The sequence below is a fragment of the Acinetobacter sp. yr461 genome (assembly GCF_900110445.1).
Lineage (GTDB): Bacteria > Pseudomonadota > Gammaproteobacteria > Pseudomonadales > Moraxellaceae > Acinetobacter > Acinetobacter calcoaceticus.
Genome location: NZ_FODU01000005.1, coordinates 145,499 through 164,328, shown reverse-complemented (window position 1 = coordinate 164,328; position 18,830 = coordinate 145,499). Strand labels below are relative to the sequence as shown.

The following is an 18,830-nucleotide window of genomic DNA, read 5'->3' as shown; positions in this document are numbered from 1 at the left end:
GAGCCAAAGATGATTCAATGTTCTCTAGAACAGATTTAAGGTTTGGTATTTAGCACGGCTTTAGCTTGGGCATGGTCAATATCTTTTTCCCAATGCGCAATCACTACGGCCGCCACGCAGTTACCAATCAAGTTGGTGCAGGCACGAATAATGCCAATGAACCAGTCGACTGAAAGTAGAAGTACTAAGCCAATCGCAGGGAGGCTTGGAATAACTGAAAGTGTTGCTGCAAGAATAACTAAAGCTGAGCCGGGAATACCGTGTGCACCTTTAGAAGTAATGAGCGAAACCAGCAAGATAGCCAGCAAGTCATGCGTAGATAAATCAATATTGCAGGCTTGTGCAATAAAAATAACAGCTAAAGTTAAGTAAATTGAAAATCCATCTAGGTTAAAAGAATAACCAGTTGGGATAACCAGTCCTACAGTTGAATCTTTAATTCCCAGATTTCTGAGTTTTTTCATAATTTGGGGAAGAACAGAGTCAGAAGATGCCGTACCCAAAACAATGGCTAATTCATCTTTAAAATAAGCCACAAATTTGAAGATATTGAGGCCTGTGAGTTTTAAAATTGAACCTAAAACAATAACGACAAATAAAATGCAGGTTGCATAAAACAGTAAAACTAAATAACCCAATTGTAGAAGTGAATCTAAACCAAATTTGGCAGTGGTATATGCCACTGATCCGAACACACCAATAGGCGCTAAACGAATAATCAGTCCCATAATTTTAAAGAAGACTTCAGAAAAAGCTTCCAAAGCCTGACGTACCAGCTCTGCCAAATGTTTAGGAATTAAAAGTAGTGCTACACCAAATAAAATAGCGATTAATAAAACTTGTAAAATATCGCCGTTTGCAAAAGCAGCCGTGAAGGTTTTTGGAATAATATTGAGCAGAAATTCCGAACCTGTGTGCATTTCATGTGCACGTTCGGTATAGGTACTTAAATCTTTTGCATCCAAATGAGTAATATCGATGTTCATGCCAACGCCTGGCTTGAATACATAGGCAACCACAATGCCTAAAACTAAAGCAATACTGGTGACCACTTCAAAATACAGAATGGTTTTTGCACCGACTTTGCCCATTTTTTTGATGTCATTTGCACCATAAATACCGAGCACAACCACACAGAACACAATTGGTGCAATCAGCATCTTAATTAAAGAAATAAAACCATCACCCAATGGCTTTAAAGATAGGGAGAAATCATGAAAACTAGCTCCAACTGCAACACCAAGAAAGAGAGCACAAAGAACCTGTAAAAATAAACTACGCTTGAGCTTTTGCCACATAAGTCATCAATTTTAGAAAGAGGAGAATATCTCTTCTAAGCAAAAAGCCAGCCAACTCTAAAATAAGTGGAGCGTTTTGGAAGAATATGCAAATTTCGCCATCGGGATGTTTTGCATTACTCAGTTTTTTTATAATTTTTAGCTAAAATCGAGTATCCTTAGCGCCAAATTTTGGAACATATTAATCATGGCGCTTAAAGCAACAATTTATAAGGTAGACTTGAATATTGCCAATATGGATGACCATATTTATGGTGATTACCAGCTGACGCTTGCCTTACATCCTTCTGAAACTTTAGAACGGTTAATGGTTCGTTTGATGGCCTTTGCCCGTTTTGCAAGTGACGAGCTTGAGTTTACAAAAGACCTTTTTGAAACTGATGAACCTGCGTTATGGCAAAAAGATTTAACGGGTCAGTTAGAAACATGGATTGAAGTGGGCTTACCTTCGGAAGATAAAGTCAAAAAAGCGAGTGCACGCTGTAAACAAGTTGCGATTGTTGTGTATGGCACACAAGTCGAAGAGTGGTGGAAGAGAAATAGCAAAATTAAAACGTTAAGTAACGTTCAGGTTTGGCAAATCGCACCTGCAAGCACAGCTGAGCTAGAACAACTCTGTGAACGTACCATGCAGCTACAGTTAAATGTGATGGATACAGAGTGGACTCTTTTAGGTGAAAAGGGTCAGGCAAATGTTGTGTGGACGCAGTTACAGTAAAATAGAAAAGCGCAACAAATTCTACAGATTCAATTGGTACACTAAGTACCAGTTGCTATTTAAAGATTCTGTTTAAGGGGTAAACCATGTCAAATGAATTAGAAATTATCGATTTAAAAGTAGGTGAAGGTAAAGAAGCGGTTAAAGGTGCTTTGATTACGACTCACTATACTGGTTGGTTAGAAGACGGTACAAAATTCGACTCCTCAATCGACCGCGGTAATTATTTTGAATGCGTGATTGGAACAGGCCGTGTCATTAAAGGCTGGGACCAAGGCATTATGGGAATGAAAGTTGGTGGTAAACGTAAATTAATCGTGCCTGCTCATTTAGCTTACGGTGAGCGTAAAATGGGTAAGATTATTCCAGCTAATTCTAATTTAATTTTTGAAATTGAATTATTTGATGTCAAAACTCGTGACTAGTGAAAAACTTAAAGCCCTTTAGAGGGCTTTCTTGTTTATATGAGCTTTAAATATAAATACATTAATAATTTATATTTTAGCTTTTTGAATATTTAAGCTTATTTTCAGGTTATTTGATTATAAATGCTGACTGAAAAACTGTTCATTTGTGGGCAGGATGATATTAAGACCAAATTTCAGAAAGTTTGCGCCTTAACATCAAATTTCACATAAATAATCTATATTGTTATTGAGACGCTATTTCATGATTATCCGCTTTGCATCTCCTTTGTTGAATCTTACGCTTGGATTGGCCCTTACTGGCATGTCTGGTATGGCATTGGCTAAACCACAAAAAATTGATGCTTCAACACTTACGGTCATTGGCTATCATGAAATTACTGATACAAAAAATGCAATGATTCCTGAGTATGCGGTCACTACTCAACAATTTACACAGCACGTTGAATGGTTGCAAAAGAATGGTTTCCATTTTATTACCGTTGATCAATTAATTCGTGCGCATCAAGGCAAATATCAACTGCCGACTAAGCCAGTATTATTGACTGTAGATGATGGTTATCAGTCTTTTTATCAAAATGCATATCCTGTTATTAAAGCAAAAAAGATTCCGGTTGTTTTGGCTGTAGTCGGTTCATGGTTAGAGCCAAAAGCTGGCCAAAAAGTTGACTTCTCTGGCGAGGAAATCTCTCGCGATAAGATCTTGAGCTGGAATGAGCTTAAAGAGATGCAAGACAGCGGTTTAGTCGAAATCGCCAATCATAGCTATCATTTGCATCGTGGTATTACAGGAAACCCGCAAGGCAACTCTGAACCTGCTGCGACCACACGTTTTTATGATGTTAAAACACAAACATATGAGAACGATGCACAATATCAGGCACGAATCTATAACGACCTGAAAAAGAATAATGACTTATTAAAAGCGCATGGCTTACGTTCACCACGTATTATGGTGTGGCCATATGGTCGCTATAATATGCAGACTGTTCAAATTGCAAATAAACTTGGCATGCCAGTGACCATTACGCTTGATGATGGGGCAGACCATGCAAAACAATCTCTACAAAATATGAGCCGTATTTTGGTAGAAGGCGGAATGACAACTGATGATTTGGCTCAAGAAATTAAAAACCGTGAATTAAATTTAACGGATAATAATCGTCCGCAAAAAATCATGCATATTGATCTGGACTATATTTATGATCCAGACCCGAAACAACAAGAGCGTAATTTAGGGCACTTGTTAGATCGAATTAATGGCATGGGTGTAAATACAGTTTATTTACAGGCATTTTCAGATCCGGATGCGAATGGTTCTGCTGATATGGTTTATTTCCCAAACCGTCATATTCCAATGCGTGCAGACTTGTTTAACCGTGTTGCATGGCAAATTCAAACGCGCACATCTGTAAGCCGTATTTATGCATGGATGCCTTTATTGGCGTGGGAACTACCAAAAACTGATCCTGTTTCTAAGGACTTGGTGGTGACTCAGCAGGAAAAAGCAGGTGAACACCTTAACATGGGGTATATCCGTTTAAGTCCATTCTCAGCCGATGCACGTCAAACGATTCGTGAAATTTATCAGGATTTGGCAAAATCAACGCCATTTAATGGCCTCTTGTTCCATGATGACGTGACATTATCTGATTATGAAGATGCAAGCCCTGATGCTTTAAAAGCCTATGCGAAACAAGGTTTGCCAACAGATTTAGCAAAAATCCGTGAAAACGATCAAGACTTACAGAAGTGGACCGCATATAAGACAAAATATCTAGATGATTTTGCAATGCAGCTCGTTGATGACGTGCGACAATATGAACCGTTCTTGGTGACTGCACGCAATTTATATGCTCAAGTTGCTTTAAAACCATATGCGGAAAATTGGTACTCTCAATCTCTTGAAGAGTCATTAAAGCGTTATGATTTTACAGCTATTATGGCAATGCCTTATATGGAACAGGTCGATAATGCTGATCAATTCTATAAAGATATGGTTGATCGGGTAAAACAATACCCGAATGGCATCAAGAAAACCGTTTTTGAATTACAGGCAACCGACTGGCGTAAAAACGAAAAGGTACCTTCAGCTGAAATGGCAGCAACGATTCATTCTCTTTATCAGCAAGGTGTAATGCATGTTGGATATTACCCTGATGACCCAATTAAAGATCATCCGGATGTTGACGTAATGCATAAAGCATTTGCTGAAAAATCATCTCGTCTTGTGCCGTAGTCGGGGCTGAAACATGACAATCTTTGCTGCAATATGGTCGCATGCCTTAAAATTCGTTTTTTATTATCCATTATTCATGTCGTATTTATGGATGATGGGTGCGATCATTTTCTATTGGAAAGAACGTCAGGCTCCGCCTTACGATCAACCAGCTCCATTAGAAAGTTATCCAAAAGTCGCTGTATTAGTTCCTTGTTTTAATGAAGGGGATAATGCAGAAGAAACTATTAGCCATGCTTTAAAACTGGACTATCCTCACTTTGAAGTCATCGCGATTAATGATGGTAGCTCAGATAATACAGGCGAAGTACTCGACCGTTTAGCTGAACAACATGAAAAACTTCGAGTTGTTCATTTGGCTCAAAACCAAGGTAAAGCCATGGGGTTGCAAGCCGGAAGCTTAATGACCGATGCCGAGTTTTTAATTGGTATTGATGGTGATGCTTTACTTGATCCACATGCAGCAAAGTGGATGATTCGTCATTTTCTTGAAAATCCGACTGTTGCTGCGGTGACTGGAAACCCGCGTATCCGCACTCGCTCAACTTTATTAGGGCGTATTCAGGTCGGTGAGTTTTCTTCGATTGTGGGTATGATTAAACGTGCACAACGTACCTTTGGTCGCTTGTTTACTGTATCAGGTGTAATTACGGCTTTTCGTAAAAGCGCCGTTCACCAAGTCGACTATTGGTCACCAAATATGTTGACTGAAGATATCGATATTACTTGGAAGTTACAGCGTGCAGGTTGGGATATTGAGTTTGAACCGAATGCTTTGGTCTGGATTTTAATGCCTGAAACCTTAAATGGGTTGTGGAAACAACGTTTACGTTGGGCAATGGGTGGCGCACAAGTATTAATTAAAAATATTGATGTATTCACCAAGCCGAAATTGAATTTTTTATGGCCTTTAATGTTTGAGCTTTGCTTAACATTAGTGTGGTCATATTTAATGCTAGCGATGGCTATATTATGGTTGGCCCATTTTATTCTACCAGTACCAGCACTAGCCGTTGTGAGCTCTCCATTTTTACCGTATGGTAGCGGTATTTTATTGGGGGCAACCTGTCTAATTCAGTTTGCTTTAAGCAAATGGATGGATAGTCGTTATGAACCAAACCTAGGAAAAAATTATTTCTGGATGATTTGGTACCCATTAGTCTTTTGGTTAATTACGATTTCGGCAACCATTGTGGCATTTCCAAGAGTCTTACGACGTGGAGATGAGAAACGAGCACGTTGGGTGAGCCCAGATCGGGGCATTCGCTAGATGAAATGCAAAAGTCATGAAATTTTAAAGATCGTGCTGTATTGATGTCTGGGGAAAAACCACAGCACTCCGTTAGGTAAAGAGAGAAATGAAGACAGATTCGTTGATTATTGATTTACGCCGTCAATTACCATGGCATAAACGCTATGCTTCTACAACAAGCACAGCCATGATGTGGGCGGTCTGGTTGTTGTTGTGGCGTCCGTTCGTGTTTGTATGGCTATTGGTTGAACTACAAAAAACTCATTTGGTACACCGCTTATTTAGTGCCTTTGGTTTAGGAATTGAACATGGCCTTACAGCATTAATTGCTTGTGCAATTTGTTTATTGTTGTGGAGCCATGTGCTACCGGAGCGTCGTGTCGGTGGTAATGCGCTTAAAATGAAACAGACTGATGATTATGCATGCTATTTTGATTTACCTGAACATGAAATTGAGCAGGGTCGTAGCCAAAAAATTACAGTCGTTCACCACGATGAACTAGGTAAAATCGTTAGAGTTGAATAAGCCTTATTAATCAAATAAAGCCCACTTGAAGTGGGCTTTATTTTTTATGAACTGAGAAGTCCAAGAATTCGTTGTTTGACTTGATTAATATAAAACTCATCATGGGTGACACGGTACATCAAGATCGCACCTTCATAATCAGCAATACTTTGTTTTGCTAAAATCTCTGCTTGATCTTCGGTCATGCACTTCGCAAAAATAGACTGAATTGCAAGTTGCCAGTCCTCAAAAATGCTGCGTATTTTGGCTAAAATTTTAGGTGAACCATATGCTGCTTCCATAGAAATGATACCTATTAAGCAGCCGTTAACACCTTGTGTAAAAAAATGAACAGCACACTCATGCATTTGCTCAAACCGTTCAATAGCTGAGAGTTCAGACTTTACCGTATTTCCAAATAAAGAATGAATCAAATACTGATGAGTGCTATTGAGCACTTCAAGCAATAGTGCTTCTTTGTTTGGATAATAATAATAAAAAGAAGCTTTGGTTAGGCAGCAAGCCTTTGCCAGCATGTCCATACTGGTGCCTGCGTAACCATAGGTTTTAAACTGCAAAGCACAGTGCTTGAGCAATTCTTCTTTCGCAAGTTTCTGCGGTCTCATCTTAAATTATCCAAAACATAAATCAGACTTTTACCAAATCATCAAAAGTAGTACGGATTTTACTCCAGATGTGTTCGGCACCTTTTTTAAAATAGCCCATGTGGCCAATGGCTTTCATATAAACATCTTGAGGTTGAAGGCTAATGTAGGTGACAGGGGCTTGTCGATAATGTTGCATAAATGCACGGCAAGAAGCTGGCAAAGCCCAGTCATCATCAAGTGCCGATACTGCATAAATTGGTGTTTTGACAGAAGCATATTGTTCAATTAAATGTTGTTGTTCAGGGTCAGCAAAAAAATACTTAGGATTTTTACACCACTTTCGCCATTGTTTATAAACATTGAGAGGTAAGTCAGAACCCATATTAAATTTGCTCCAAGGCAAATAACCTGTCACAGCAACGATAGGTGGAAACACAATATTCCAGACCACTTGAACTTTAAAACGTTCTTTAAGCGGCATATAGCCGTGCCAGCCAGCCCCAGTGCCAAACGTGTAGCAGGCCAATAATTTATCATGATTAGGTAATAGCCCTAATGCATGACCGCCGTAAGAGTGACCCACCATTAAAAGAGGTAGGGGTTCTTGTGATAAATATTCAATTGCACCTGCTAAGTCATATTGTCCCCAGTCTAAATAAGACATATCAAATCCTTTTAAAGATTTGGGACTCGATTTCCCCACACCTCGATAATCGAAGGTGAATACTTGATAACCATATTGCGTCATATATTCAGCAAAGCGACGGTAAAATTCATGTGGTACGCCAGTAGCTCCAGCAACGACAATATTGGCTTTAGCTGGTGTCGTAGTAAAGTAACGTGTACCACCCAGTTGATAGCCATCTAAAGCTGGAAATTGTACATTTTGGCTAAGCTGATCATTAGTTTGAGTTACTAATTTCATTGCTTTTCTCTTTATTTTTCTAGCGTGATGAAAGTTATTTACCTTTAAAAACAGGAGGTCTTTTTTGCAACATGGCAAAAACTCCTTCTTGTACATCTTCAGTTTTTAATAAGGGATGGAGATGACTTTGTAACTGGTTAAATGCAGTTTGATAACCTTCATTGATGGCTTCACGTGCAGAGGCAAGGGTGGCTTTTACAGCAAGCGGTGCAGCTTGAGCGATATGTTCAGCGAGTTCAATTGCACGGTTTAATTGAGTACCTTCAGGGCATATTTCTGTAATCAGGTTCATATCCAAGGCGGCCTTTGCATCAAAAGGGTCGCCAGTCAGTAAATAGCGCATGGCCTTGGCCCAACCTGCGGCTTGAGTAAAACGTGCTGTTGCCCCACCAAAAGGTAAGATGCCGCGCTGAACTTCCATTTGTGCAAACTGAGTGTTTTCACTTGCTAAAGCAATGTCTGCATTCAGAAAGAGTTCAATACCAGCGGTATAACAATAGCCTTGTACCACAACAATTAAAGGTTTACTCAGTTTTCGACCCACAGTGCCCCAAGGGTTTACTTCTTCATCACTAAAATCAAAAACACCTGTAGCAAGCTTAGGTTGTAACTCTACGAGATCTAAACCAGCCGTAAAATGGTCGCCATGAGCAAAGATAACCGCACAGCGCAGATCATCATTATTTTCATATTCGGTGAGCGCTAGTGATAAATCTTTAATCAGGTGGCTATCAAAGGCATTACGTTTTGCTGCCCGATCTAGTCCAATTAAAAAAATATGTCCGCGAGTTTCACGGCTAACTTTTCCTTCTTGATTTGACATGTTGTGATGTCCTTTATTTGTCTTTAATAAGTTTTTAAACGACCGTTTAAAAAGTGTCAAATACAATTTATAGACTACTTCGTAAACAAAGATAGAAGGGAGAATTAAAATAAAACTAAACTTTTATTCTTAAGATCAATATAAATATGAGGGTGCAGGATAACCTGATGAGTGGCCTCAATCAGGTTATAAAACATTATGTTGGACGACGTGAATACATCAATAGCCCTAGGCATAACAGAGTTAAACCTAAAATAAGATGTGAGCTGAGCTGTTCATGGTTGAACCATGTTCCCCAAAATGTAGCTAAAACTGGGGTGATAATGGTAATGAGCAACACAGTTGTCGGTTGTAAGACTTTAATGAGTTGATAATAAAAAATCATGGCAAGCACAGATGAAAAGACAGCACTATAGAAGACTGCTATTGAAATTTTCAGGCTTGGGAATTCAGTTGGAAGGTGTGACCAAAAGAAAGGCAGCAGGCATATATAACCGACCCATGAAACAAGAGTGGCACCTGTCATTTGTGTAATTGGTGGAATATGCGCACCGACAGATTTTACGGCAAAAGTCGACAATACATAAAACAGCATCGCAATCAGCTCTAACATAATACCGATGCGGTTGAGCTGAAAACCTGATGAAGATAGACCTAATGTAAAGCTCATCCCGACAAGCGCGATACCGAGCCCAAGCCACTGCCATGCCGAAAAACGTTCACGTCCTAATAAAAAAGAGCTGATGAGTCCAGACACTAACGGAGAAGTACCGTAAATAATTGAAATAATGGCAGAGGGGACTTTATCTGCACCCATGTAGCAAAAGGCCATAGAACCAAATAAACCAATGGCTCCGGCACAATAACTTAAGATGGCTTTTTTACTAAAGATGAGTTTTAAACGAAAAAATCGTAGACAGAGCAAAGCAATAGGAATTGCCAAGCTGAATCGAATAAATAACCCCCATGCCCAGTGAATTTCTTGTACTGTCCACACGGCCGCGAGTGGAGTAAGTGACCAAATAATGACGACAGCAATAAATTGGCCGGCTGTAGTGAGGCGAGTAGAAGGTGAAGATAATGCTACAGCCGGCTGAATCTGCGGGGTAGAAATACTCTGTTGTTCAAATAACGGCTTCATAGAAAGCTCCAGAAAGTTTATTTTGTGTTTTAAAAGGGCATAAAAAAAGCCGCGTTTATGGCGGCTTGTTATGAAAATCAGGGGTATATTACAAATGGAATATCTTGATTTTCTCATCCGAAGCGCCAAATTGTCCAAAGTAAGGACGTCGCCAATCGGCCATAGAGACATTGACCTCTAAGGCATATAATTGGTGAACCAGACACAAATGGGCTTTAGATAAAAACATGATAAGTATATTAAAATATAGGTGATATTTTTATAACACAGAAATAGAAAAGTACAAATTATATTCAAGCATGAACCACAGATTTTTTGATTTCAAATTAGCAGTTTGCTTAACCTGATATTTTTCTCATAATACCTCGTCGAATTGATCTTAATAAGAAGCTGTTCTTATGTCACCTTTAGAAATTTTTGCAGTCTTGATTAGCCTAATTGGAGTTGGATTAACTGTTATTAGGAACATGTGGTGTTGGCTGTTTAATTTCTTTGCCTTTGTTTTATATGCTTATTTGTTCTACGAATTTAAGCTTTATGGTGAAACGATTTTGCAGTTCTTTTTCATGGTCGTAAATTTTTATGGTTTTTACTACTGGTTTAAGGGAAAGCAGCAAGATCACGACATTCGTATTGAACCGATTGCAGTTCAAAAAGCAATTTTTCAAATGATTATTGCTGCGGTAGGTGGCTTGCTCTTTGGTTTGATTCTTAAAAACTTTACCGATGCAGCTGTCCCAATGCTCGATTCGCAGTTAGCAGCGTTTAGTTTGCTCGCAACCTATTGGACCAGTCGTAAGCATATTGCCACATGGGTACTTTGGGTATTTGTCGATATTATTTATGTAGGCATGTTTATCTATAAAGATTTATTTTTAACAGCCGCTTTATATGCAGCGTTTGTTCTAATGGCAGCTTATGGCTGGTATCAATGGGAAAAGGTTAAAAAGAAACAGAATTTATCTTCTGAGCCGATTTAGTTTGGAGAATGGTCATGTTGTTGAGCTTAGATGGTTATAAACAGCAACAGTTTGATCAAATTGCCGCAAAAATAATGGCAGAGCCAGAAAAATATTGTGAATTTAATTCAGTCTCAGATTTTTATAATGCTGAATGGCTCAAGGATTTTCCACAAGGCACTCGGGTTTCTGCTACAGGGTTAGATGATGGTGCTGAAGAGTTTTATGCTGTTGTACAATTTAAACATCAGTATTTAAAGTTTGATATTAAAGAAAATCATTCGACAGTTATTTTTCAAGATATGAATGGGAACGTATTTAAGCATAATTTTTAATTTAAGAAATGAAATTGCAAAAAAAAGCGACTTAATGTCGCTTTTTTTAATAAATAAATTTTGAAATTTTGTTTGCTGTTTCAACAACTAAGCTTGCGATATCTTCTTTGAACGTTTTTTCGTCATAGGTGGTAATTGGGCAACTCACAGAGATAACCGCTACCATTTTGCCATTTGACTGTTTAAAGATAGGTGCCGCGCAGGCTGCCATATCATGATTATAATGACCCCAGCTCACCATCGTTTTTTGTGTTTTTACATAAACTAATCTTTGCAACAAGGTTTTTAAATTGGTTGGAGTCAGTTCAGAAAAACTATCCCAATCATCAAAGTTACGGTAACGCTGACGTACTTCAGTTTCAGGTAAATCAGACAATAGCATTTGACCAATCACGGTTGCGTGTGCTGGCCAACGTGTGCCTAAGCTAATGTTGCTCGTGAAGGTTCCCATGGACTGAATATTATTTACAAAGACAATATGTGTACCTTCTAAAATAGAAAGGTGCACGGCAAGTTTGGTTTGGTCCCGTAATTCTTTCATTAAAGGCGTCGATAAATCGAGCAATGAAAGTTTAGATAAACTGTTAAAACCTAATTCCATTATTTTTGAATCAAGTGCATAAGTTTTTTGAGAAGCCTTTCTTAAATAGCCACAAGATTCGAGTGTATAGATTAGACGAAATGCACTAGAACGGTTCACTTCTAAAATTTCAGCGATTTCTGTAATCGTCATTTCTTGTGCTTGTTGGTTAAATGCTTGCAAGATGGCTAAACCCCGAACAAGGCCGGGTACTAAATATCGATCATCATTTTTTGTTGTTTCTGATTCTTGCGAATCTTCTTCAATTGTTAGGCTCATTCGTGTCATTTTCCTATAAATAAAACAAGGTTCAATTTGGGGCATGCTGCTTTATTTTAGAACTATTGTAATTGTTAAAAATGCATAAAACAATTTTTATATTTAAAACTTTGTTTCCTGTTTGAAACGTAACAAAATATTTAAAATTTATTAAACCAATGAATTATCTATTTATTTTTACTTTGACAAAAAATGATCAAGGGTATTATGCTTAGCCTGTGTTTTGAAAATCAAATTATGTTTTGTATGTAAAACAAAATGAGGACGCAAGGTATGAGTTGGATCTCAATTTGTCAGCAGGGTGACGTTAGCGAAGATGAGCCGAAAGCCATCGAAATTGAAGGGAAGAAAATTGGCGTATTTTTCGTCGATGAAAATTACTTTGCGATTGAAAATGTTTGCCCTCATGCATATGCCTTATTAACCGAAGGATTTATCGAAGATCAAACTGTTGAATGTCCATTGCACGAAGCAATTTTTGACATTCAGACAGGTGAGCTAAAAAGTGGACCCGGGTGTAGAAACCTATGTACGTACCCAGTTCGTGTTGAAGGACAAGATATTCAAATTCAACTCTAGTCCTCTCATGTACAAGGAAGCAGAACAATGAAGACATTTAATGAAAAGTTGGCAAGCTGGATTCATGCAACGCCGGCAACCGAAGCAGGTATCAACAATATTCAAATTCCTGGTCAATCTGAATTGTTGGTTTGGCAAACACGTTATAAAGAACCAACCGTCTACGAACAAGACTTTGTAAAGAACTTGATTCAGGCATTTTCTGCGGGCGCAACAGCATTAGATGACGTTGTTTCTGCACTTAATCAGCAGGGTTTCCGCTGTGAATCTGGTGATGAATGGACTTCTGCGAGCTTTACAGAAGAAATGCAACGTTTAGGTTATTAATTCAAGGAAGAATAAAATGAACGCAATCGTATCAGCTTCACAAAGCGCTGAAGAATATTTAGAACTCGGTTTACGTGATCAATGGCATCCAGTTTTAGCAAGTTGGGAAGTGGCTGCCAATCCGGTCGGAATTACCCGTTTGGGTGAAAATATTGTGGTTTGGCGTGATGCCGAAGGTCAGGTACACGCACTTGAAGACCGCTGTCCGCACCGTGGTGCTCGTCTTTCATTAGGCTGGAACTTAGGTGATCGAGTTGCTTGTTGGTATCACGGTGTTGAAGTTCGTGCTGATGGTGTGGTTGCAGATGTACCAGCCGTTCACGAATGTCCAATGACAGGAACCAAATGCTTAAAAAGCTATCCAGTGAGTGAACAGCATGGCGCAATTTTTATTTGGTTTGGTATCGACGCAAATGAACAGCCAAAACCGCTTGAGTTCCCAGAACAACTTGCAAGCGAAGAGTGGAGTGCGTTCCTTTGCCAAGCCGACTGGAAAGTAAACCATCAATATGCGATTGATAACGTGATGGACCCAATGCACGGTACATATTTACACGCTACATCACATTCGATGGCAGATGGTGAACGTACTGCAGAGATGAAGCACCGTACAACTGATAATGGTTTTGTTTTTGAAAAAGAAGGCCAAACGGGTGTGAACTTTGACTGGGTTGAGTACGGCTCTACAGGTGCAAGTTGGTTACGTCTTTCAATTCCGTACCGTAAACAATTTGGTCCGGGTGGCGAGTTCTGGATTGTAGGTTATGCAACGCCAATTGATGCCAAGAATACCCGCGTATTCTTCTGGCGCTGCCGTAAAGTAAGTGGCTGGCAACGTAATGTATGGCGTTTCTTATATCGCAATCACTTAGAGCAGTTGCATTGGGATGTGTTGGAACAAGACCGCATTATTTTAGAAAACCTTGCTCCAAATGCGCGTGAAAGAGAATTCTTATATCAACACGATGTTGGTCTTGCACGTTTACGCCGTTTAATGAAGAAAGAAGCTGAAAAGCAATTAAAGAAAATTGCTGCACTAAATGCATCAAATCGTATCGAGATGCAGGAAGAAGCTCATGGCTAATGTAGCGTTGCTGCAAGGCAAAAAAGTTTTAGTGACTGGTGCTGCACGTGGTTTAGGGCGAGATTTCGCCCAAGCGATTGCTGAAGCTGGTGCTGAGGTTGTAATGGCAGATATTTTGTCTGAGCTCGTTCAACAAGAAGCACAAGAATTACAGAAACAAGGACTTCATGTTCATGCGGTCACCGTTGACCTTGCCGATGCTACCTCGATTGAAAATGCGGTAGCAAAAAGTGTTGAGCTGTTAAAAGGGTTAGATGGCCTTGTGAACTGTGCAGCGCTTGCAACCAATGTAGGTGGAAAAAATATGATTGATTATGATCCTGAACTTTGGGATCGGGTCATGAATATTAATGTAAAAGGCACATGGCTAATCAGTAAGGCATGTGTTCCACACTTAAAGCAGTCGACTGCTGGCAAGATTGTGAATGTTGCATCAGATACTGCTTTGTGGGGCGCACCAAACCTAATGGCTTATGTGGCAAGTAAAGGTGCAATTTTTGCCATGACACGTTCAATGGCAAGAGAGTTGGGGCAGTTTAATATCTGCGTCAACACATTGTCTCCAGGTCTGACTTTGGTTGAAGCAACCGAATATGTACCGCAGGAACGCCACGATTTATATGTCAACGGAAGAGCGATTCAGCGTCAGCAACTTCCACAAGATTTAAATGGAACAGCATTGTATCTACTGTCGGATTTGTCCTCTTTTGTGACAGGTCAAAATATTCCGGTCAATGGCGGTTTTGTCTTTAACTAAGGAGTAGTCAAATGATTACAGGGATTGAGATTTTAAAGTTTGGAGTTGAAGATAGAGCCGCTTCAAACAAGTTTTTAGCAGATTTTGGTTTAAGCCAAAGTGCTTCTGATATTGAAGGCACCGATTTATATCAGACTCAAAACGGTAGCAAGATTTATCTATTTAATTGTGATGATGACCGTTTGCCACCTGCGATTGAACAAGGTTCAACTTTACGTGAAGTCACTTGGGGGGTTGAAAATGCTCAAGACCTTGACGACTTGGCTGGGCGTTTAGCCGATGTAAATGGTTTTAAGCGTTCTGAAAATACAGTTCAGTGCCTTGACCCAAATGGTATGACCATTCGTTTTGAACAAAGTTTTGTGAAAGATGTTCAAGAACTTAAAACGGAAGGCATTAACCAATACGGCAACATTCAACGTGTGAATGCGGCAAGTCCGGTCTATGAAAAGGGTCAACCTGTTGCGATTGGACATGTCGTGTTCTTCACACCAGATTTAGCAGCAACTGAAAATTTCTATATTGAAAAAGTAGGCTTTCATTTGTCTGATGCCTACAAAAATCGTGGTGCATTCTTACGTTGCCGCGGTAAAGGTTATCACCATGATTTATTCTTGCTTAGTGTTCCAAATAAACCAGCTGGCCTAAATCATGTTGCATTTGTCGTACGTGATATCCATGAGGTGATTGGGGGCGGTTTAAATATGAATCGTTCGGAGTGGTCAACTTTTATTGGGCCGGGACGTCACCCAATTTCTTCTGCTTATTTCTGGTACGTCAACTCACCATTGGGTGGTGCATTTGAATATTACACCAACGATGATTATTTGACAGAAGAGTGGCAGCCACGTGTAGAAGAACATCGTCTAGAGCTTTTCACCGAGTGGGCGATTGAGGGTGGTCTTGATGACACAACCCGCCGTCAGGTGAAGCCTGTTTAACAGGTATTGCTTTACAAGGAAGATGGCTATGGAAAAGATCGTAATTGTAGGTGCTGGACAGGCAGCGGGTTGGGCAGTAAGCACATTGCGCCAAAATGGTTATGCGGGCGAAATTCATGTAGTTTCAAATGAAGATCACGTGTTTTATGAGCGTCCGCCACTGTCTAAGCAAGTACTTTCAAAAGAAGCAACTTATGAGAGTTTGAATCTGTTCTCTCCTGAACAGGTTCAAGAGTTCAACGTTCAATGGCACAAACCTGAAATTGCAACAAAAGTCGACCGTGAACAAAAACAGGTTCATTTAGAAAGTGGTCAGGTTTTGCCCTATGACAAGTTACTGATTGCAACTGGAAGCCGTGCTCGTGTACCAGTCAATACATGGCAGTTCATTCCAAATGTTGTGACCTTACGTAATGTGCATGACTGTGAACGCTTGGCCGAAATTTTAAAGCATGCAAAGAATGTCGCTGTGATTGGCGGTGGCTGGATTGGTCTTGAAATTGCGGCAACTGCGCGTAAGCAAGGTAAAGACGTTCATATTTTTGAATATGGTGACCGCTTGTGTGCAAGAAGCGTGAGTCCTGAAGTCTCTGCATTTTTAAAAAATATGCATGAAACCCAAGGCACAAAAATTCATTTAGACAGCAAGAGCCTTCATCTGGTTGAAGCACCTCATCAAAAAGTTGAAGTGGTGAATCATCCACAAAATAGTCAGTTATTTGACTGTGTGGTGGTGGGCGCAGGTGCCGAGATTGCTAAAGAGCTTGGTGTTCATGCAGGCCTCGATGTGAAAGATGGCATTGTGGTGAACTGCTTTGGACAAACCTCAGATCAACACATTTATGCCGCAGGTGATGTCGCGATTCATCCGGGTTTGGGCTATTGCATTCAGTCTTGGGCAAATGCACAAAATCAGGCAATTGCCGCAGCGAAGTCGATGCTGGGTATTGAAACTGAATATACCGATATTCCTTGGCTCTGGTCTGATCAATATCACTTTAATATCCAGATATTAGGTACGTATCAACCTGAAAAAACGAAAGAGTTAGTGATTCGCCAAGGCGGTGAAGATCAGGTGAGTTATTTATATCTGGACCATGAAAATCGTTTGCTGAACATGATTGCCATTAATGATTCTAAACTGGTCAAACTGGCAAAACGTTGGATGCAAGCCAACACTGTTTTAGACCCAAAACTGTTAGAAGATTCTGAATTTAATGTCATGAAGTTAAAACCGTAAACATTAAATCTGGTTCTCATTACCAAATCGAAGGAATGACACATGAGTAATGAAGAAAAAAGTGGATTAAAGCATTGGGTACCTGCTTTTGTCCTTATGGTGTGTGTGGTACTGGCATTTTTCGACAAGATTAGTATTGCGGTTTTATTTTCAGATCCTCATTTCCAAAGTGCAATGGGAATTGCTGAAGATAAGGCCAAGCTGGGATGGCTCATGACAAGTTTCTTACTTGCTTATGGTTTTTCATCAGTTTTTCTAAGCTTTTTGGGCGACATTTTTAACCCGAAGAAAATGCTGTTTTGGAGTGTAACTTCATGGGGTTTACTCATGTTTTGCATGGGGTTCACCACAAGTTATTCAGGCATGTTGATTTTACGCGTGCTGTTAGGTTTGGCAGAAGGTCCATTGTTTGCCTTGGCTTATACCATTGTAAAACAGACATATACAGACCGTCAGCAAGCACGTGCTTCAACCATGTTCTTACTTGGAACACCGATTGGTGCATTCCTTGGGTTCCCCATCACGGCAAATGTTTTGGCACACCATGACTGGCACACCACTTTTTTTGTGATGGCTGGGTTAACGCTAATCGCTATTTTCAGCATTGTTTTCGGTTTGCGTAATTTGCAACTTAAGAAAACCGTCGAAATTGAAGGCGAGAGCAAACGTACCAATTTCAAAGGCCATATTGCTAATACCAAAATACTTTTGAGCAATAGAGCGTTCTGGCTGGTTTGTCTTTTTAACATTGCATTGATGACTTATTTATGGGGCTTAAATAGCTGGGTTCCTTCTTACTTAATGCAAGACAAAGGCTTCAACCTCAAAGAATTTGGGATGTATTCAAGCTTTCCATTCATTGCCATGTTAATTGGTGAAATCATCGGTGCGTTTTTATCTGACAAGTTGGGTCGCCGTGCAATTCAAGTCTTTAGCGGCTTATTACTCGCAGGCATTTTCATGTATGTGATGGTCATCATGACCGAGCCATTATTGATTATTGCAGCGATGTCTTTAAGTGCGATGGCTTGGGGTTTCGGAGTGGCCGCTGTATTTGCTCTTCTTGCAAAAGTAACTACCTCAAATGTAGGGGCGACTGCGGGCGGAATATTTAACGGTTTGGGTAATTTTGCAAGTGCAATTGCACCTGTACTTATCGGTTACATCGTGATGCAAACACATAGTTTTAATTTAGGAATTACCTTCTTGGCTGCTGTCGCTGTCATCGGGTCATTTTTCTTGGTTCCTTTATTAAAACGTTATTAATTCACTGTATAGGAGTTTAAAAAATGACTACACAACAATTCGAATCGTGGGCACAACCAGAAAATTCTTCTTTAGAAGATTGGTTAAACACGCGTATTGCTCGCTTTGAAACTCGTAAATATGACTTTGATGCTTTGAAGTTCCAAGCCGATTACGACCCGAAATATCGCCGTGCTCAAATGCGTTATATGGGTACAGGCGCAACAGGTGTTGCAAATGACGGTAACACTGTACCAGCAGAAAACTTTACGTTTTCGACCATGGTGTTGCCACCACAGTGTGAAGGTCCTTTACATATTCACCATGACGTTGAAGAAGTTTTCTTTATGCTTCGCGGCGAAATTGATTTGTTCATTGAGCACAACGGCGAAAAATTCGAAACCCGTTTAAAAGAGCGTGATCTGATTTCAATTCCACCGGGCATCTACCGTGGTCTATTTAACCCAGGTCAAGAAGATGCCTTGATGTGTGTAATGTTAGGAACAGGCAAACCGACGATTCCAAACTATCCACCAGAGCACCCATTGTCTCAAATCAAACGTTAATCGT

At 39.8% G+C, this 18,830-nt stretch carries 21 protein-coding genes; 15 read left to right on the top strand and 6 right to left on the bottom strand.

The window, feature by feature from the left end; all coding sequences use genetic code 11:
- Nucleotides 1–35: 35 nt before the first annotated feature.
- A complete protein-coding gene (gene dctA / locus BMW38_RS10205; RefSeq protein ID WP_092707649.1) occupies nt 36–1,298 on the bottom strand; it encodes a C4-dicarboxylate transporter DctA in 1,263 nt (420 codons plus the stop codon).
- Between the two features lie 187 nt (nt 1,299–1,485).
- On the opposite strand from dctA, the gene BMW38_RS10200 reads away from it, so the two are divergent.
- The 5 genes from BMW38_RS10200 (at nt 1,486) to pgaD (ending at nt 6,458) form a co-directional block, all read left to right on the top strand.
- Nucleotides 1,486–2,016, top strand: coding sequence for a YaeQ family protein (locus BMW38_RS10200; protein ID WP_092707647.1), 531 nt, complete (start codon nt 1,486–1,488; stop codon nt 2,014–2,016).
- A gap of 86 nt (nt 2,017–2,102) precedes the next feature.
- Nucleotides 2,103–2,441, top strand: coding sequence for an FKBP-type peptidyl-prolyl cis-trans isomerase (locus tag BMW38_RS10195; RefSeq protein ID WP_002117532.1), 339 nt, complete (start codon nt 2,103–2,105; stop codon nt 2,439–2,441).
- 244 nt (nt 2,442–2,685) lie between these two features.
- Nucleotides 2,686–4,680 carry a poly-beta-1,6-N-acetyl-D-glucosamine N-deacetylase PgaB gene (gene pgaB, locus BMW38_RS10190; protein WP_092707645.1) on the top strand — a complete coding sequence of 665 codons (1,995 nt, stop codon included), beginning with the start codon at nt 2,686–2,688 and terminating at the stop codon, nt 4,678–4,680.
- Between the two features lie 13 nt (nt 4,681–4,693).
- The gene (gene pgaC, locus BMW38_RS10185; RefSeq protein WP_092707643.1) at nt 4,694–5,950 is read left to right on the top strand and encodes a poly-beta-1,6-N-acetyl-D-glucosamine synthase; all 1,257 of its coding nucleotides are present in this window, start codon (nt 4,694–4,696) and stop codon (nt 5,948–5,950) included.
- Between the two features lie 88 nt (nt 5,951–6,038).
- Nucleotides 6,039–6,458, top strand: coding sequence for a poly-beta-1,6-N-acetyl-D-glucosamine biosynthesis protein PgaD (gene pgaD, locus BMW38_RS10180; protein ID WP_213031140.1), 420 nt, complete (start codon nt 6,039–6,041; stop codon nt 6,456–6,458).
- A gap of 44 nt (nt 6,459–6,502) precedes the next feature.
- Here the strand turns inward: pgaD and BMW38_RS10175 are convergent, their stop codons facing one another.
- From BMW38_RS10175 to BMW38_RS10160, 4 genes are all read right to left on the bottom strand, one after another.
- Nucleotides 6,503–7,063: a TetR/AcrR family transcriptional regulator gene (locus BMW38_RS10175; RefSeq protein ID WP_092707641.1), complete on the bottom strand. Its 561-nt coding sequence runs from the start codon at nt 7,061–7,063 to the stop codon at nt 6,503–6,505.
- Between the two features lie 22 nt (nt 7,064–7,085).
- Nucleotides 7,086–7,970: an alpha/beta hydrolase family protein gene (locus BMW38_RS10170; RefSeq protein ID WP_092707639.1), complete on the bottom strand. Its 885-nt coding sequence runs from the start codon at nt 7,968–7,970 to the stop codon at nt 7,086–7,088.
- A gap of 34 nt (nt 7,971–8,004) precedes the next feature.
- Entirely contained in the window at nt 8,005–8,793 is a 789-nt protein-coding gene (locus BMW38_RS10165) for a crotonase/enoyl-CoA hydratase family protein (protein WP_092707637.1), read from the bottom strand.
- Between the two features lie 196 nt (nt 8,794–8,989).
- Nucleotides 8,990–9,934, bottom strand: coding sequence for a DMT family transporter (locus BMW38_RS10160; protein ID WP_092707635.1), 945 nt, complete (start codon nt 9,932–9,934; stop codon nt 8,990–8,992).
- A gap of 398 nt (nt 9,935–10,332) precedes the next feature.
- On the opposite strand from BMW38_RS10160, the gene pnuC reads away from it, so the two are divergent.
- Both pnuC and BMW38_RS10150 read left to right on the top strand, forming a co-directional pair.
- Entirely contained in the window at nt 10,333–10,914 is a 582-nt protein-coding gene (pnuC, locus tag BMW38_RS10155) for a nicotinamide riboside transporter PnuC (protein WP_003653131.1), read from the top strand.
- A 14-nt stretch (nt 10,915–10,928) separates the two neighbouring features.
- On the top strand, nt 10,929–11,228 hold the full coding sequence (locus BMW38_RS10150; protein WP_092707633.1) for a hypothetical protein: 300 nt from the start codon (nt 10,929–10,931) through the stop codon (nt 11,226–11,228).
- Nucleotides 11,229–11,274: 46 nt separating this feature from the next.
- Here the strand turns inward: BMW38_RS10150 and BMW38_RS10145 are convergent, their stop codons facing one another.
- On the bottom strand, nt 11,275–12,087 hold the full coding sequence (locus BMW38_RS10145) for an IclR family transcriptional regulator (RefSeq protein WP_092707631.1): 813 nt from the start codon (nt 12,085–12,087) through the stop codon (nt 11,275–11,277).
- A gap of 273 nt (nt 12,088–12,360) precedes the next feature.
- Between BMW38_RS10145 and BMW38_RS10140 the strand changes: the two genes are divergently transcribed.
- The 8 genes from BMW38_RS10140 to BMW38_RS10105 are packed head-to-tail and all read left to right on the top strand — an operon-like array spanning nt 12,361 to nt 18,826.
- Nucleotides 12,361–12,666, top strand: a complete 306-nt coding sequence (locus BMW38_RS10140) for a non-heme iron oxygenase ferredoxin subunit (protein WP_003653126.1) — start codon at nt 12,361–12,363, stop codon at nt 12,664–12,666.
- 27 nt (nt 12,667–12,693) lie between these two features.
- The gene (locus BMW38_RS10135; protein WP_092707629.1) at nt 12,694–12,993 is read left to right on the top strand and encodes a recombinase-like helix-turn-helix domain-containing protein; all 300 of its coding nucleotides are present in this window, start codon (nt 12,694–12,696) and stop codon (nt 12,991–12,993) included.
- Nucleotides 12,994–13,009: 16 nt separating this feature from the next.
- Nucleotides 13,010–14,077 (top strand): aromatic ring-hydroxylating oxygenase subunit alpha, encoded by a 1,068-nt coding sequence (locus BMW38_RS10130; RefSeq protein WP_092707627.1) that lies wholly within the window; start codon nt 13,010–13,012, stop codon nt 14,075–14,077.
- Nucleotides 14,070–14,834 (top strand): SDR family oxidoreductase, encoded by a 765-nt coding sequence (locus BMW38_RS10125; protein ID WP_045125108.1) that lies wholly within the window; start codon nt 14,070–14,072, stop codon nt 14,832–14,834. Before BMW38_RS10130 ends, BMW38_RS10125 begins: the two co-directional genes overlap by 8 nt.
- An 11-nt stretch (nt 14,835–14,845) precedes the next feature.
- Entirely contained in the window at nt 14,846–15,775 is a 930-nt protein-coding gene (locus tag BMW38_RS10120) for a VOC family protein (RefSeq protein ID WP_092707625.1), read from the top strand.
- A gap of 28 nt (nt 15,776–15,803) precedes the next feature.
- Entirely contained in the window at nt 15,804–17,015 is a 1,212-nt protein-coding gene (locus BMW38_RS10115; protein WP_092707623.1) for an NAD(P)/FAD-dependent oxidoreductase, read from the top strand.
- A gap of 42 nt (nt 17,016–17,057) precedes the next feature.
- Nucleotides 17,058–18,281: an MFS transporter gene (locus BMW38_RS10110; RefSeq protein ID WP_005042319.1), complete on the top strand. Its 1,224-nt coding sequence runs from the start codon at nt 17,058–17,060 to the stop codon at nt 18,279–18,281.
- A gap of 23 nt (nt 18,282–18,304) precedes the next feature.
- Nucleotides 18,305–18,826, top strand: coding sequence for a cupin domain-containing protein (locus tag BMW38_RS10105; protein WP_017391724.1), 522 nt, complete (start codon nt 18,305–18,307; stop codon nt 18,824–18,826).
- Nucleotides 18,827–18,830 lie beyond the last annotated feature (4 nt).